Here is a 15,998-nt window from a genome sequence, read left to right on the forward strand (position 1 = left end):
TAGCTAGCTTTTTAGAAAGAATAACGTTTTTTGTCACTTGGGGGTAGTGAAAATTCTTAAGTTGATGGGCATGGGGTATTGGTAGGGGGAGGATTTAGATGCAGCAACCAACGAATGAGAAATTACATCGTACGATGAAGAGTAGACATTTATTTATGATCGCACTAGGTGGTGTAATCGGAACTGGTTTTTTCTTAGGTTCAGGTTACACCATTAATCAGGCTGGACCAGGGGGAGCCATCCTTTCATATTTAGTAGGCGGATTTATTATGTATTTAACAATGCTTTGTCTTGGAGAGTTAACGGTAGCGATGCCAGTTTCAGGTTCTTTCCAAAAGTATGCGACGAAGTTTATTGGACCAGGAACGGGCTTTATGATCGGCTGGCTATATTGGCTTGGCTGGGCAGTAACAGTAGGATTAGAATTAACGTCAATCGGTTTAATGATGAAAAGATGGTTTCCGAATGTTGATGTTTGGGTATGGTGTCTCGTATTCGGTGTTATTTTATATGCTTCAAACGCAATTTCGGCGAAAAGTTATGCTGAATTAGAATTTTGGTTCTCTAGTATTAAAGTAGTTACCATTCTTGCCTTTGTTGTTCTTGGTGGTAGTGCATTATTAGGATTTATATCATATGACGGAAAAGAAGCAGCACCTCTTTTCTCTAACTTTGTAAGCGAAGGCGGGTTATTCCCGAATGGACTAGCTGCCGTATTACTTACAATGATTACAGTTAACTTCTCGTTCCAAGGAACAGAGTTAATCGGGATTGCAGCGGGAGAAAGTGAAAATCCAGAAAAAACAATTCCACGTGCAATCCGTAATACAGTATGGCGCATTATGTTATTCTTCATTTTAACAATGACGATTTTAGTAGGATTAATTTCTTGGAAAGAAGCTGGCGTAATTGAAAGTCCGTTCGTAGTTGTATTTGATAAAATCGGTATTCCATACGCAGCTGATATTATGAACTTCGTTATTATTACAGCGTTACTATCTGTAGCGAATTCAGGATTATATGCGGAAACTCGTATACTATGGTCACTTGCAAATGAAGGAATGGCACCAAAGTCTTTCCAGAAAGTAAATAAGCGTGGTATTCCAATTACAGCGCTAGTCGTAACAATTGCTGTAGCTGCTTTATCTTTATTAACAAGTTTCCTTGCAGAAGATACAGTATACATGTACTTATTATCTATAGCTGGTTTATCAGCTGTTTCAAGGTGGATCATTATTGCCCTGTCGCAATTGCGCTTTAGAAGTCAGTATATAAAAGGCGGAGGAAAGTTAGAGGACTTAAAATATAGAACACCGTTATATCCAATTGTTCCTATTTTAGCTTTAATTACAAATAGTATCGTCGTTATTAGTTTAGCGTTTATTCCAGAACAAAGAATGGCGTTATATTGTGGTATTCCATTTATCATTTTCTGCTACATATATTATTATATAAATAAGAAACGGCAGAAACCGATGAAGGTGGAGACAACAAATGAAACTAACCATCAAACAAGATGATATTGAGGCAGATTTATCGTATGGTCAATTAGCGATTGGAAAAGAAAACGGGTATTCACCGTTACAATTACTCGTTTCTTCTATCGCAGGATGCAGTGCAATTGTCTTTCGAACAATTTTAGAAAAGAAACGTATTACATATGATACGTTTACAATTGAAACGGAAATTGGTAGAAGTGATGCTTTATCAAAACCAGTTGAAAGTGTTCATTTGCACTATAAAATTAAAGCACAAAACATTACAGAAGAGCAGTTGGACAAGGCGTTGCAGCTTGCAGTGAAAAATTGCACAATTGTTCAATCTGTAAAGGATAGTATAAAAGTTACGGAAACAATTGAGCTAATAAAGTAAAACAGAAAAACGTGAGAATACGGCTCTCACGTTTTTCTGTTTTAGAGAGGGGGGAAAGTATGATGGAATGTTTAGGATGTAAATTAGCAAACGAAGAGGAAAAAATTTATAGAGTATACGAAGATGAGTATGTAACATGTTTTTTAGATCATGCACCTTTCTATCCAGGACATACTTTAATTGTGCCAAAACAGCATGTTGTAGAAGTAGATGAATTAGATGATGTTGTAGCAAAATCCATTATGGATGCTTCTAAGCTTATTGCAAAAGCGATTAAGGCATTATATAAACCAGATGGAGTTACAGTTTGTCAAAATGGTGGAGTATTTAACGAGTTAACACATTACCATATGCATGTCGTACCAAGATATAAAGAGCGCTCGTTTGCTGAATTTTATACGGTACAATCGGGAGAAAAGCAGAATCATAATTTTGAAGAGACTAAGCGCTTATTAAAAGGGGCGATAGAGCAAATACTGCTTAATGAAAAAGTGTAAGAGGGATGTTTTAAAGAAGTTTTTAGGAAAATTCTAATAAACAAAAGCCCAATTTCTCAGTTAAAATAGAGAAATTGGGCTTTTGTTTATTCTATTATTAAATTTTATCTATAAAAAGATTTTGCAGTGTCACAAAGTATGGTGCTCATTCGTTATATAGAGTGAGAGGAGGAATTATATGAAAGTTACAAACAACGATTATGAAAAGATGGAAGAGCTATACGAGTTGTACGAACAAAAGGTTTATTATGTAGCTTATTCTATTTTAAATAATATTCAGCAGGCAGAAGATGCAGTTCAAGAGACGTTTATTACTCTTTATAAGAACTTGGAAAAGCTCCATAGCTTGAGTACTGAAGAACTTAAACGCTACATTTTGAGGATCGCGAAAAACAAGGCGATTGATAGTTACCGGAAAAATAAACGACATGAAACATTTTTAGAAGAATATGAAAGAGAATCGATAGAAGCAGTAGATGAAAATATTGAAGAGTGGGAAAAACGTAAAATGTCTGAGGTTCAAATTGATGCATTACTAAAAGGGTTAAATGAGTCTAATAGACAGGTGTTTAAGTATAAAGTCTTCTATAACTTAACGTATCAAGAAATTTCAAGTGTTATGGGGATAACGGAAGTCAATGTCCGCAAGCAGTTTGAGCGTGCTCGAAAAAGAGTCCAAAATATGATAGGAGGTATACAACATGACGAATTCAAAGAACTCCAAAGAAATATATGAACTTGCTGAAAAGATTGCTTTAGATGATTTTGATAAACTCGAAGAACAACATGAATTTTCACATACATATACGCGCAAAAAGAAATTGTTTATGGAGGAAATGAAGCTGAAAGACGAGAAGCCACAGAAAAAGCGTAAAAAACATCGTATGTTAATCGCTGCTGCTTGCTTATTGATTGGTATGCCGACAACCGTTTTTGGTGCAGTGAAAGTCTATAATATGATTGTCCAAAAACAAAATTACGAAGTAAATGTTTCGGTATCAAACAAGGACTCAAAAAAGAGTGATAAGTGGTATAAGTTGAAAATAGGTAAATTGCCAGAAAATATGGAAGCAATTGATGATAGTGCTATGAAATATTCATTTAAAGATAACTACGCAATGGGGGGATTTTCATTCGTTCTTTGGAGAGTAGGAGGGAATTCAGATTTTCCAACTCTGTACTCGAAAAGTTATGAAGAAAAAGAGATAAATGGTAAGAAGGCAGTAATTGTTCATAGAGAAAATGGTAATAAAGATTTAATGTTTAATAGAGTAATTTTTCTCTATTTTGAGGAAGAAGGAATTATGTTACAAAGTTATATTGGAAATGATATAAACGAAGAACAAATGATAGATGTGCTAGGGAGCATTTCACTTGAGCCCACGTCAAAAGAAAAGTCATCATATATAAGCGATTATGATAAAAAGTATTTTAGCCAAGAAAGTAAAACAACTAAGGTAATTCCTTTGAAGAAGGATAGCAAAAGACTATTTCATATAGGGCAAAAGGTTCCAGTAACGATATCTATGGATAACAGCCAAATTGAATATGTGATAGAAAAAGTTGAAGTCTTTGATTCAATCAAAGATTTTAAACAAGAGAACTTTAATGAACTTGGCCTAGAGATATTAAGCAAGAATCAAGCTTTGGATCAAGAGGGACAATTGATACCATATAGACGCGATGTATATAAACTTGGAAATGGTAAAGATTCAATTCATAAATTAGTAGAAACAAAATTAGTTAATCCTAAGTTTGTTTACTTAAAAACAACAGTAAAAAATATTGGTAAAAAGTCGACAGAAGAAATCTATATGCATCCATCTATAAAACAGCTTAAATTTGAAGGGAATGCATGGAACTACGCTAAAGAAGATGGAATCGCAGAAAAAAATATTATGACAGGCGAAGTTGATTATTTAGAGCCTCATGGAGATGGAAAAAGCTTCTACAATATTGGTAGTATCCGACCAGGAGAAACGGTGAAGGTTAACTTAGGTTATTTTGTAGATGAGGATAAACTAGATTCAATCTTTTTGGATGCTTTCAATTACAGAGGGACTGGCGACACTGAAAATATGAATGCGAAACATCGTTGGTGGATTGATATTCGTCAATAGTAACAAAGAGACTAAAAAGCTGCTTACATCTAGCAGCTTTTTTCGTCTTCATACATATGTAAAATTTCCTTCGCACGTATACGTAAACCATCTATTAATTCTTTCGGTTCTAACACTTTTGCATCTTTTCCAAGTCTATAAAATAAAGGGATAATAAAGTTTATTTCACCTTTATCAATTGTTGAATGTATATATCCTGTCCCGTCCTCGTTTACTACAACGAATTCTTCAAGGTAAGGCACGCTTTTACATTGGCGTACACCTTCTGTTGTTAGTAAAACATGTAACTGAGTAGGACTATGTATTACGTTAGAGTTAGAGGCAAACCACTCTTCTAAATTCATGAATGTATCTTCATTTTCTTCCGTTGATAATATAGAAAGAATACGATCAACGCGATACAGTAATACTTTTTTTCTACTGAAGTCATAGGATGGTAAGTACCATAGCCCGTCATGCGCATATACACCAATAGGATGAACGTGTTTTGTTTTGATCCCTGATTTAGATTCATATTGAAATTGTAAATTTTTATTTTCAATAGCCGCAGTTAGTACTTCGTTTAAAAGAGGTGTATCAATTGTACGCTTCGGATTCCAAAAGGCGATGTAAGAACGTATTTTATCAACTTTCACTTTCGCATCATGTTGTAGGGAGCTATACAGTTTATGTGTAACGGAATTGATTTCTGTGTTAAAAGGCAAATCGCGATAGTAACTTAAAGATTGAAAAGCAAAAAAGATGGAGACTGCTTCTTCTTCCGTAAATAAGATAGGTGGAATGACTCTATTCGTTAATACTTTATAGCCGCCGTTACGACCTTGTTCTGCGTAAATGGGCAACCCCATATCGCTTAAATCTAAAATGTATCTATGGACAGTACGAACGGAGATATTAAATTCATCAGCTATTTCTTGCGCTGTAAATGTCTTTTTGGCAGAAGCAAATATAAGAATATCTAATAAGCGTTTAGCTTTTGACAAATGTATCACCTTTTTTCTTTTTAACATGACATAAATTGTCATGTTTTATTGTTAGTATATTGTTTACATCATATGTTATCAAGATGATTATCAAGATGAGATGCAAGGAGGAAAAGATATGTCACGTGAAATCGTTTTATTTATTGCGGCGAGCTTAGATGGATATATTGCGAAAGAAAATGATGATTTAGAGTGGTTAATGGAAACGGAAGGAGAGGGAGATAACGGTTATACAGAAATGTATGAAACGATTGATACAATAATTATGGGGAAAAGAGCGTACGATTATGTAGTAGAGCATATGGACACATTCCCGTATGTAGATAAAAAATGTTATGTTTTCTCTAACTCAGAAAAAGGTTCAAACGAACATGTGGAGTTTGTAAATGAAGATGTAGTGGAGTTTACGAAAAGGTTGAAAGAGCAAGAAGGATCTAAAATATGGATGGTCGGTGGAGGGAGTCTACTGAGAGAGTTCTTTAAGAATAATTTAATTGATGAATATGTTGTTACGATTACACCGCATATATTAGGTTCTGGAGTTCCGTTATTTCAAGACAAGAACCCAGAAATTCATTTAACTTTAACGGATACGAAACGTTTTGGGCAATTTGTAAACTTATATTATAAAGTAAAATGATAAAGAAACACGACTACTGATGGTAGTCGTGTTTTTGTATAGATGGCAATGAAATAATAAAGCAAGATCCGTGATCAACTTCGCTCGTTACAGTAATATTCCCACCGTGCAGCTCTACAATTTCTTTCACGATAGATAATCCTAAACCAGTTCCGCCTGTAGCTCGTGATCTCGCTTTATCAACTCGATAAAAGCGGTCGAAAATGTGAGGGAGGTCTTCAAGCGGAATACCTTCGCCTTCATCTTCAATTGCAATGGAAATACTTTTATGTTCTTCTGTAACAGAAATGTTTATATGAGAATGCTTTTTTGAATGTCTATAAGCGTTATTTAAAATATTCACCACAACTTGTTCGAATCGTTGTTCATCTAAGTTTACTAGCAGTGTAGGAGGACAAGAGAAAGAAACTGTAATGTACCTTTCTTTATACATGGCGTTTACTTTTTCACATATACGCGTAAGGAAGGTGTGTAAATGCACTTCCTTTACTTGAATAGAAAAGTTATGTTGTTCCATTTGTGCAAGGGAGAACAAATCTTGAACTAAGTTTGTGATGTAATCAGACTCATCTTTTATAATAGATAAATATCGTAAACGTTGCTTGGGAGATGTGGTTTCTTTTAAAGCAATGTCAGCGTAACCTCTTACGTATGTCAAAGGTGTTCGTAATTCATGAGCAACACTTGCTAGAAATTCACTTCGCTCTGTTTTCATATAATGTAAATCATTTGCGAGTGTTTGAATAGATGATGCTAGTTCACCAATTTCACCAATTTCATCATTTCGAGTAGTCGTTAATGAAACTGATAAATCTCCTTTACTCATTTTTTCAGTGGCATGTTTCATGTGTAACAATGGTTTTGTTAATAACCGAGATAAAAGAAAAATGGTAATGACTGTGAGTAGAAACGTGATGGCACCTGCGATAATGAATTGTTTTGTTAATCCATTCACCAACTTTTCAATAGATTCTGTCCCAAGAAACATATACACATACCCCTCATGTTTTCCAGCTACTATGATGGGACTAACCGTACATATATAATTAGATGTTTTCCAGTGATTCTCTATAATCGCTCCATCATGATCTGTCCGTGTTTGCATCTTTTCAATATGCTTTTTTATAGTAGTATTTATTTCATTGGATTTAGCTAGTACTTCCTTATTTGCATTTGTAATAACAACAGTGGTTTCGGCTTCGGATTCCATTAGTGCAACATGAGAGATTGTTTGCTTATCAAAATACTTTTCAAGGACATCTCTGTGACTATTTCCGCGTTTTAATAAAGCTGTCATTTCTTCATTTACTCTATTGTTGACAAGACTATAATAAAGCGAGACAAATAGAACACTTTCGATTAAAAGTGTAACAATCAAAAAATAAAATCCGAGCTGAATAGAAATTCGCTTCATTGCTTTGCTCCTTAATCTAGAGTATCAACCCATCGATAGCCAACTCCGTACACAGTTTTTAAATGATCATCAATAGGGAAATTCACTTTTCGTAATTTATCACGCAAATTACGAATATGTGAATCGACAGTTCTATCTTCTGTATTTGTATTTAATCCCCAAATTCGTTCAATGAGCTGATCACGGTTCAATACATAGTTCACATGACGTAAAAATAATCCGAGTAAAGAGAATTCAATTGGTGTAAGAAGAAGTTCTTCGTTATAGACAGAAACGAAATGCTTTGCCTCATCCCATAAAATGCCGTGATATTGGATTTGCGTCCGTTGATTCGTTCGCCTTAAAACAGCTTCAATTCTCGCGAAAAGCTCTTCTTCATGGAAAGGTTTCGTTACGTAATCATCTGCTCCGATTTTTAATCCTTGGACGACATCTACCGTTTGATCACGAGCTGTTACCATAATGATAGGAACGTTACTAAATGAGCGGATTTTTTTACACGTTTCCCATCCGTCCATCTTTGGCATCATAATATCCAGTAAAATAAATTTAAAGTTTTGATTTTCTATATGTGAAATCGCTTCTTCTCCGGATCGTGCACATATGCAGTTATATCCAATTGGAGTAAGATAAAGCGTTAATAATTCAAGCATTCTCGGTTCATCGTCTACGAGCAGTATATCAATCATAGAGAGCCCTCCATATGTAATCTTTACTTAAATTGTAATGCAAAATCATGAAGAAATGGTGCAGATTGTAATGCGTCTGCATAATTTCTTCAGAATTGCTTGTTATTGTAAAGTTGAAATTCCATTTTAGGTAATCATATTGGCTCGAAAATGATTTATACGGAGGCGGTATAGTGAAAAAAATGACCCGAGTTTTTGGGATAACAATAATTACAGCAGTTGGTCTTGCGGCGTGTGGACAAACAAATGCAGATCATAAAAATCATGAATCTAAAGAAGCGAAGAAAACAGAGAAGAAGGAAATGAAAATGAATCAGCAGGTAACTGCGCCGAAAGAAATGAATCAAGGTGCAGCAAATGATTTATTAACGACAAGTTTAAAAAATGTAACGAGATTAAACACAAATGATCCTCTTCAAATGGCAGTATTAACTTCGCAGACGATATGGCCAGCAACGCATAAAGAGAATCAGCCAGGCGCTGTTATTTTAGTACCAGTAAAAGACTGGCAATTAGGTATTGCAAGTGCAGACCTTATTCATCATCCGAATAACGGACCGATTCTATTTATAGAAAAAGAAAAGGTACCCGAAATGACATTAAAAGAAATAAAACGATTAAATCCGCTCGGAACGAAAGATGGAACACAAATTATGGTGATGGGGGATGTCGATGCATCTATCCTTGAGCAATTAAAAGAGTATAAAGTAAAGCAAATAAAAGAAACGGACCCAGCTACATTTGCTAAAGATGTGGATAAAGAATATGCCGATATAACAGGTAGTTATCCGAATAGTGTTATTATCGGCTCATCTGAAGAGGAAGGGCGTTTATATACAACACCAGCTGTAAACTGGATTTCTCATATGCCAGAACCACTACTTTATACAGAAAAGAATAAAGTGCCAAAAGCGACGATAGAGGCATTAAAGATGCGAAAAGATAAAGCAAATATATATGTACTAGGACCAGAAAAAATCATTTCAAAAGAAGTAGAAAAAGAGTTAAGCAAATACGGGAAAGTAACGCGTATTAGTGGAGAGACTCCAGTAGAAAATTCTATTGCATTTGCAAAGTTTAAAGATGAAAAAACAAAATTTGGATGGGGGTTCACAAAACCAGGTCACGGTGTATCATTTGTTTCAAGCAAAACACCAGACTTAGCAGTTGCAGGAGCACCATTTTCACATATGGGTAAACATGCCCCCGTTATCTTATTAGAGGAAGGAAAAGCTTCACAACCAGTGTATGATTTCCTTGCAAGTATTCAACCGAAGTTTAAAGATGACCCAACGCTTGGACCGTATAACCACGGCTTCTTATTAGGAAGTACGAGTGATATTTCATTTGAAACACAAGGAATATTAGATGAGAGGTTAGAGATTGTGCAAGAAAGTGGTCAAGGGCACGGTGGACATTAATGAAATGAGAGAAGACGCTGCTAAGGTAGCGTCTTTTTCTTTAGGAAACTTTTACATAGCGCAAAATCCTCTACTCGTTATATAATAGCCTTCGTGCAGTCGGCTAGATTTTCTTATGGAGAAAATCAAATGATAAAGTGAAACTTTAATCAGTGGTTGTTCATCTCCCAATGATTATTAGCCTTCACCAATCGAGCTTTTATGGGCAGTTGATCCCCACCTCACTTCTTTGTTGTCGCTGAAGTTTGAGGTGGGGGTCTTACTTGCCCGGAAAATAGTGGGATAAAAGAGTAGAGGAGTGGTATTTTGTTTCAGACGATAAAAAATGATTGGTTCTCCAACGTGAAAGGGGATGTGCTATCAGGAATAGTTGTTGCTTTAGCGTTAATCCCTGAAGCAATTGCTTTCTCTGTTATTGCAGGCGTGGATCCGACCGTTGGGTTGTACGCAGCCTTTTGTATTGCCGTTACCATTTCATTTGTTGGTGGACGAACTGGAATGATTTCAGCTGCAATAGGTGCAATGGCATTGTTAATGGTAACGCTTGTTAAAGATCATGGTTTGCAATACTTATTTGCTACAACAATATTAACGGGGATTGTCCAAATTATTTTTGGTGTGTTCAAACTGAGCTCATTTATGAAGTTTGTACCTAAATCTGTTATGAGTGGTTTTTTAAATTCACTTGGAATTTTAGTTTTTACAGCACAATTGCCGCATTTTAAAAACGCAACTTGGCAAATGTATGCACTTGTCGCATTAGGACTTGTCATTATATATGTATTTCCACGTATTACGACGGCTGTTCCGTCTACACTTATTTCCATTATTGTTGTAACAAGTATTGCAATTATGAGTGGATTACAGTTGAAAACAGTAGGGGATATGGGAAGTCTGCCGAAAGAATTACCGTTCTTTAGCATGCCTGACGTGCCTTTTACACTTGAGACATTAGGGATTATTTTACCGTACGCAGTTATGCTTGCAATTATTGGTTTACTAGAGTCATTATTAACAGCTTCAGTTTTAGATGATATGACGCATACGGAAAGTAATAAGCATAAGGAAGCACGTGGACAAGGGATTGCAAACATTGTTGCTGGTTTCTTCGGAGGAATGGCAGGATGTGCAATGATTGGACAATCTGTTATTAATATTAAATCAGGTGGACGCGGGCGATTATCGACGTTTGTAGCGGGCGGATTTTTAATCATATTACTATTTGTTTTAGGTGATTATGTCGTTCATATTCCGATGGCAGCTTTAGTTGCAGTTATGATTATGGTTTCAATTGGAACATTTGATTGGAACTCTGTAACAACGATTCATAAAGTACCAAAAGGAAATGCATTTGTTATGATTGTAACAGTTGTGGTGGTCTTAATTACACATAATTTAGCATTAGGTGTAATTATCGGAACAGTAATTAGTGTGGTTTTATTTGCATTCAATATGGCAAAGATTCACGTGAAACATTTATATATTGAAAATAAGAAAATATACGAAATTCATGGTCAACTTTTCTTTGTATCTACGGCAGATTTTATAAATAATTTTTCATTTGAGGAAGATGTAAAAGAAATTGAGTTAAATTTTTCTCACGCACACATATGGGATGATTCAGCAGTGGCATCAATTGATAAAGTTATCATGAAGTATGAACAAAGTGGCGTGAAAGTAAGTATAACGGGATTAAATGAACGTAGTGCAAAACTTGTTACTAATTTAGCTACTTATAATAAAAGAATTGCTAGTTAGAAGCCTCCTTTTTAGGGGGCTTTATTATATAATACGAGTAGGATAACGAAAAGGGGATTCAGCATATGTATAAACAAATTATATTAGCATGTGACGGTTCTGAACATGCACTTCGAGCAGCGGAACATGCAACATATATTGCGAAATGTAGCGAAGAAGCAAATGTTGAAGTTGTGTACGTAGTAGATAATAGAACAGCAAAATCAGATATTATACAAGGTCAAACAGATTTAGAAACAATAACGGCTAGTCGAAAAGATAAATTAAAAGAGATTGAAGGGTTATTAAAGAAAGAGAACATTTCTTATACAATTACGATATTACATGGCGATCCAGGAGATACGATTGTTCAATATGTAAATACAGGAGATATAGATCTTGTTATTGCTGGGAGTAGAGGGTTAAATACATTGCAAGAAATGGTGCTTGGTAGTGTGAGTCATAAAATAGCAAAGCGTGTGAAATGTCCGGTGATGATTATTAAATAAATTGAGTGAAATATTTTGTAGTGTAAGCAAGACCTTGATATAATTCGAGGTCTTTTTTGACGTATAAAAGGGGCGAGTGTGGACATAATAGATACATAAGTTTTAGAAAATATTAACTTACAAATTTGTAAGTTTTTTGTCAGAAAAATCGATGTTATGAAATTTATTCCATTGGTAAAATAAAAATAACGAAGGGGAGATAGGGAGGATGGAAAAGATGAAAGCACTTCAAAATTTATCATATAGCCAAGGTGTCGGTCTTATTTGTTTAGGGGGATTTGCTGCATCTGTTACGTTAGCTGTTGTAATAAAGATAATTCATCAAATCTTTTAATCTTAGAGTAGGGAAGGAATTGGTTGTTATTAATAGTAAGAGAAGGATGGTAAAGAAAAAATAGCTCCTAGCATGTATGTAGATGCCAGGAGCTATTTTCTTATTTCTCTGTTTCTGCTTTATCGCTTGTTACGCTAACTTTACCCCACTTGTATTGATCTTCTGGTGTGTATTTATAATCTTTTACGCGATTATTTACACCTTTTAAGTCAAATTTATAATGAAGTGGAATTAATGGTACTTCATCGTGAACTAATTTTTGCCATTTATCGTAGACATCTTTACGGTATTTTTCATCAGCAGCTTCTTTAGAAATACCCTGTTTTAATAATTCTGTGTTTTTGTCAGTAGCCCAACGTGTGTAATTGAACGGTGCGTTTTTAGCCCAAATACCAGAAGGGTCTGGATCAGATGCAGTTCCCCAAGCGGCAGCGAAAAGGTCAACCTTTGGATCATCTTTTTTAATCATATCGTAGAATGAGTTGAATTCGTGTAAGCGACCATCAAGAAGTTCTACTTTTAGGCCGATGTCTTTCCAAGATTGAATAAAGAATTTTGCAAGTGGTTCACTTACATCGCTACCACTCATTGATAAGAAATTAGCTTTAAATTCTTTACCATTTGGATCTTCACGGAATCCATCTCCGTTCGTATCTTTATAGCCAGCTTCATCTAATAACTTTTTAGCTTTCTCTACATCTTTATCATAGGCACCAATTTTATTGTTATGATATTTTGGTAGAGATGGTGGAATTGGTGAGTTAGCTGGATAACGTAGGCCATGATATAATTTTTCACCAATTTCTTTTCGATCAATAGCATACGCCATCGCTTGACGTACACGAACATCTTTAAATTTATCCTTATCCATTACTACTTCTTCTTTTTCTTTATCCATATGGCCTAATTTAAAGCCGATATAACTATAGTATAAATCGGTTTTACCGACTAATTGTGCATTTTTTAATTTACTTACATTTGGATATTGATCTGCACTTACTTCAGCAATGTCAATATCACCATTTTTTAAGGACGCGTTAACAACAGAAGGGTTAACAACTTTTAAAACCATGCTTTTCAGTTTTGGTTTTCCGCCATAATAGTCATCAAAACGTTCGAATTCAACGGATTCTCCAGGAGTAATTTTCTTCACTTTAAAAGGTCCGAAACCAATTGGATTTTTACGAATTTTATCAGATTCTGCTAATTTATCGATTGGTACATCTCCTAAGTATTTCTTATGAAGAGGGTATGTCCAAAGCCCAGTTTTCACTGAAGGATTTGGTTCTTTAAACGTAATCGAAATTGTTTTTGGATCCGTTACTTTTATACCTGAAATTTTTTCGGCTTTTCCATTATGATAATCTTCCATACCTTCAATCATTTGCATTTGAGAATCATAGCGAGAACCAGCATATTGTTTGCTACCAATCACCAGATAAGAGTATTCTAAATCCTCAGCGGTAACAGGGTTTCCATCATGCCATTTTACATTATCTTTAATTTTTAATGTAATTGTCTTTTTATCTTTAGAAATTTCATATGTAGCAGCGCCATCATTCGTATATTCCCAGTTTTCGTCATTTGATAATAAAGATTCATCGAAAATGGTAATGACTTGGTTATCAGGATCTCCTTCATATACAGCAAAGTTCAAAAGTCCTTCAAATGGTGTGTTAGAAACAAGACCATATGTTAATGAACCATCTTTAACTTCCTTTTTATCATTTTTAACATTTGTACTAAATTTATTTGTATCTACTTTTTTTGTGCTGCTCGTTTTTTCACTACCACCACTGCCCCCACATGCTGAAAGTAGTAATGTTGAAACTGCAAGTGTACTTAATACTTTGAAAAACTTTGGCTTATTTGTCATTTCTTCCACCCCTTATCCTTTTCTTTGTCTTGCGTCGGCCGAACGGCGTAGCGCTTGACCAATAAAATTTATACACAGCATCAATGTTAAAATCATGACTGATGCGGGTAACCAAATCCACCATTTCTCTTGTAATACATCTGGATTTCTAGCATAACTAACAAGTGTGCCAAGGCTTGGGGTACTTTCTGGTAGACCAAATCCTAAGAAAGTTAGCCCAGATTCAATACCGATGTTTCCAGCAAGGTTTAATGTAACGCTAACAATGATAATGGAACTTAAGTTAGGTAGTACTTGGAAAAGAATGATCTTCCAGTTTGGTGTTCCTAATGTTTTTGATGCAGAGACATAATCGAGTTCTTTTTCAGTTAATACTTTTGAGCGAATTAATCTTGCTTTTCCTGTCCATAAGAACACGCTCATAATTAAAATGAAAGTAAAGATATTGAATGTAGGAACAAGTGTAATAAATACAATTACAAGCATTAAAAATGGTAAAACCATAACGAAGTCGATAACGCGCATAATCATATTATCAATTGCTCCTCCAAAATAACCGGCAATTAATCCAATTGAAAGGCCAATTAAACAAGAAAGAATAGTAATTGCTAATCCAATTGTAAAAGAGTTACGTGTACCAATAATAAGTTGGCCGAAAATATCGCGTCCTCCATAATCTGTTCCTAACCAATGTTCAGCAGAGGGAGGAGCATAAATAGCGAATAAATCAACTCGTACAATATCTTCTTGTTTCATAATAAAAGATGTTGCATAGACCGCTAGTAATAAGATTGCTAGGAAAACAAGTGAAAACATTGCTAATTTATCTTTACGAAGTTCTCGCCACATAATAGAGAAACCAGAAGGGCTTTTTTCGTAATGAACAACTTCAGTTTGTTTTTCAGGGTTTGCTAACATAACGTCTGCTCCTTTCTTTAATCAATACGAATACGTGGATCGACGATGCTTAGAATAATATCTGAAAGGAGAGTTCCAAGTAACGTTGCAAATCCAGTAAACATAACGAGTGCAGTTATTACACTAAAATCGCGTTGAGAGATAGATTGTATAAATAGTTGTCCAATTCCTGGATAGCTAAAAATACTTTCTAAGAAGATGGCACCGCCAACCAATCCTGTAATTTCATAACCTAAGAAGGCTGCAATTGGTAAGAATGAATTTCGTAAAATATGTCTAGAATAGATTTTTGATTCTGGAACACCTTTTGCTCGTACTGTACGTACAAAATCTTTATATTTCGTATCAATAATTTCGCTTCGTAAATATTGAACAGTACCAACTGTTGCAATAAGTGCGCCAGATAAAGCTGGTAGTAGCATGTGATTTAATTTGCTTAAATAGTAAGCGAATGTACCTGTTGCAACTTGAGGATCTACGCTACCACCGGTTGGGAATATTGCAAACTTAAATCCGAATAGGAAGAGCATAATTAATGCAAATATAAATAGTGGTGTAGCAAAACCTAGATAGTTGTAAATGGTAATGAGTCGATCAGCCCATGTATCGTTCCAACGCCCACTTATAACTCCCAGTGGTATGGCAATTAAATAAGTAAGAATAAGAATAACAAGTGCTAAAGATACTGTATTTCCAAGTCGTTCTCCAATTAAATCAGTTACTTTCATTTTATGTGCATAGGAAATACCGAAGTCACCTTGCACTGCATTTTTAATCCAGCGAACATATTGTGTTGTAACTGGGTCATTTAATCCAAGCTTTTCACGTTGTTCTTCAATCACTTTTGGATCCGCTTTCGGATTCATTGCTCTGCCTGTTAATGCATCGCCGGGCATCGCTTTAGCTAGTAAAAAGACTAGTACACTTAACACGAATAATTGCGGGATCATCACTAAAAATCTCCGTAATATAAACTTCCACATGTTTT

The 15,998-nt window shown here is 35.1% G+C and carries 16 protein-coding genes; 10 read left to right on the forward strand and 6 right to left on the reverse strand.

Going from position 1 to position 15,998, the window contains the following annotated elements; translation table 11 throughout:
* Positions 1 to 98 precede the first annotated feature (98 nt).
* From PDQ33_RS12510 to PDQ33_RS12530, 5 genes are all read left to right on the forward strand, one after another.
* On the forward strand, positions 99 to 1,520 hold the full coding sequence (locus tag PDQ33_RS12510) for an amino acid permease (protein ID WP_270755841.1): 1,422 nt from the start codon (positions 99 to 101) through the stop codon (positions 1,518 to 1,520).
* On the forward strand, positions 1,495 to 1,872 hold the full coding sequence (locus PDQ33_RS12515; protein WP_000778863.1) for an OsmC family protein: 378 nt from the start codon (positions 1,495 to 1,497) through the stop codon (positions 1,870 to 1,872). Before PDQ33_RS12510 ends, PDQ33_RS12515 begins: the two co-directional genes overlap by 26 nt.
* Before the next feature lie 59 nt (positions 1,873 to 1,931).
* Positions 1,932 to 2,369, forward strand: coding sequence for an HIT family protein (locus tag PDQ33_RS12520; protein WP_000969618.1), 438 nt, complete (start codon positions 1,932 to 1,934; stop codon positions 2,367 to 2,369).
* Between the two features lie 178 nt (positions 2,370 to 2,547).
* Complete coding sequence (locus PDQ33_RS12525) at positions 2,548 to 3,105, forward strand: RNA polymerase sigma factor (RefSeq protein WP_076872106.1); 558 nt, start codon at positions 2,548 to 2,550, stop codon at positions 3,103 to 3,105.
* A complete protein-coding gene (locus PDQ33_RS12530; protein ID WP_000185095.1) occupies positions 3,071 to 4,489 on the forward strand; it encodes an ECF-type sigma factor negative effector in 1,419 nt (472 codons plus the stop codon). The genes PDQ33_RS12525 and PDQ33_RS12530 overlap by 35 nt, the downstream gene beginning before the upstream one ends.
* Before the next feature lie 29 nt (positions 4,490 to 4,518).
* Here the strand turns inward: PDQ33_RS12530 and PDQ33_RS12535 are convergent, their stop codons facing one another.
* The gene (locus tag PDQ33_RS12535; RefSeq protein ID WP_170930443.1) at positions 4,519 to 5,514 is read right to left on the reverse strand and encodes a helix-turn-helix transcriptional regulator; all 996 of its coding nucleotides are present in this window, start codon (positions 5,512 to 5,514) and stop codon (positions 4,519 to 4,521) included.
* A gap of 76 nt (positions 5,515 to 5,590) precedes the next feature.
* Between PDQ33_RS12535 and PDQ33_RS12540 the strand changes: the two genes are divergently transcribed.
* Positions 5,591 to 6,112, forward strand: a complete 522-nt coding sequence (locus PDQ33_RS12540; RefSeq protein ID WP_270755838.1) for a dihydrofolate reductase family protein — start codon at positions 5,591 to 5,593, stop codon at positions 6,110 to 6,112.
* Positions 6,113 to 6,125: 13 nt separating this feature from the next.
* Here PDQ33_RS12540 and PDQ33_RS12545 read toward each other — a convergent pair whose 3' ends face one another.
* Complete coding sequence (locus tag PDQ33_RS12545; protein ID WP_076872105.1) at positions 6,126 to 7,526, reverse strand: sensor histidine kinase; 1,401 nt, start codon at positions 7,524 to 7,526, stop codon at positions 6,126 to 6,128.
* A gap of 11 nt (positions 7,527 to 7,537) precedes the next feature.
* Positions 7,538 to 8,215 carry a response regulator transcription factor gene (locus PDQ33_RS12550; RefSeq protein WP_000565459.1) on the reverse strand — a complete coding sequence of 226 codons (678 nt, stop codon included), beginning with the start codon at positions 8,213 to 8,215 and terminating at the stop codon, positions 7,538 to 7,540.
* Positions 8,216 to 8,388: 173 nt separating this feature from the next.
* On the opposite strand from PDQ33_RS12550, the gene PDQ33_RS12555 reads away from it, so the two are divergent.
* The 4 genes from PDQ33_RS12555 (at position 8,389) to PDQ33_RS12570 (ending at position 12,216) form a co-directional block, all read left to right on the forward strand.
* Positions 8,389 to 9,636 carry a cell wall-binding repeat-containing protein gene (locus PDQ33_RS12555; RefSeq protein ID WP_000738890.1) on the forward strand — a complete coding sequence of 416 codons (1,248 nt, stop codon included), beginning with the start codon at positions 8,389 to 8,391 and terminating at the stop codon, positions 9,634 to 9,636.
* A gap of 306 nt (positions 9,637 to 9,942) precedes the next feature.
* Positions 9,943 to 11,394 carry a SulP family inorganic anion transporter gene (locus PDQ33_RS12560; RefSeq protein ID WP_270755835.1) on the forward strand — a complete coding sequence of 484 codons (1,452 nt, stop codon included), beginning with the start codon at positions 9,943 to 9,945 and terminating at the stop codon, positions 11,392 to 11,394.
* A 65-nt stretch (positions 11,395 to 11,459) separates the two neighbouring features.
* Positions 11,460 to 11,882 (forward strand): universal stress protein, encoded by a 423-nt coding sequence (locus PDQ33_RS12565; RefSeq protein ID WP_076872104.1) that lies wholly within the window; start codon positions 11,460 to 11,462, stop codon positions 11,880 to 11,882.
* Between the two features lie 208 nt (positions 11,883 to 12,090).
* Entirely contained in the window at positions 12,091 to 12,216 is a 126-nt protein-coding gene (locus tag PDQ33_RS12570) for a DUF4027 family protein (RefSeq protein WP_000413914.1), read from the forward strand.
* A gap of 100 nt (positions 12,217 to 12,316) precedes the next feature.
* Here the strand turns inward: PDQ33_RS12570 and opp4A are convergent, their stop codons facing one another.
* Genes opp4A through opp4B form a run of 3 tightly spaced genes read right to left on the reverse strand, consistent with a single transcriptional unit; the run spans position 12,317 to position 15,993 of the window.
* Positions 12,317 to 14,092, reverse strand: a complete 1,776-nt coding sequence (gene opp4A / locus PDQ33_RS12575) for an oligopeptide ABC transporter substrate-binding protein (RefSeq protein ID WP_000182630.1) — start codon at positions 14,090 to 14,092, stop codon at positions 12,317 to 12,319.
* A 12-nt stretch (positions 14,093 to 14,104) separates the two neighbouring features.
* A complete protein-coding gene (locus PDQ33_RS12580) occupies positions 14,105 to 15,010 on the reverse strand; it encodes an ABC transporter permease (RefSeq protein ID WP_000880741.1) in 906 nt (301 codons plus the stop codon).
* Between the two features lie 17 nt (positions 15,011 to 15,027).
* Positions 15,028 to 15,993: an oligopeptide ABC transporter permease gene (opp4B, locus tag PDQ33_RS12585; RefSeq protein ID WP_076872103.1), complete on the reverse strand. Its 966-nt coding sequence runs from the start codon at positions 15,991 to 15,993 to the stop codon at positions 15,028 to 15,030.
* Between the last annotated feature and the right edge of the window lie 5 nt (positions 15,994 to 15,998).

The sequence above is a fragment of the Bacillus cereus group sp. Bc031 genome, assembly GCF_027716265.1.
Taxonomy (GTDB): Bacteria; Bacillota; Bacilli; order Bacillales; family Bacillaceae_G; genus Bacillus_A; species Bacillus_A paranthracis.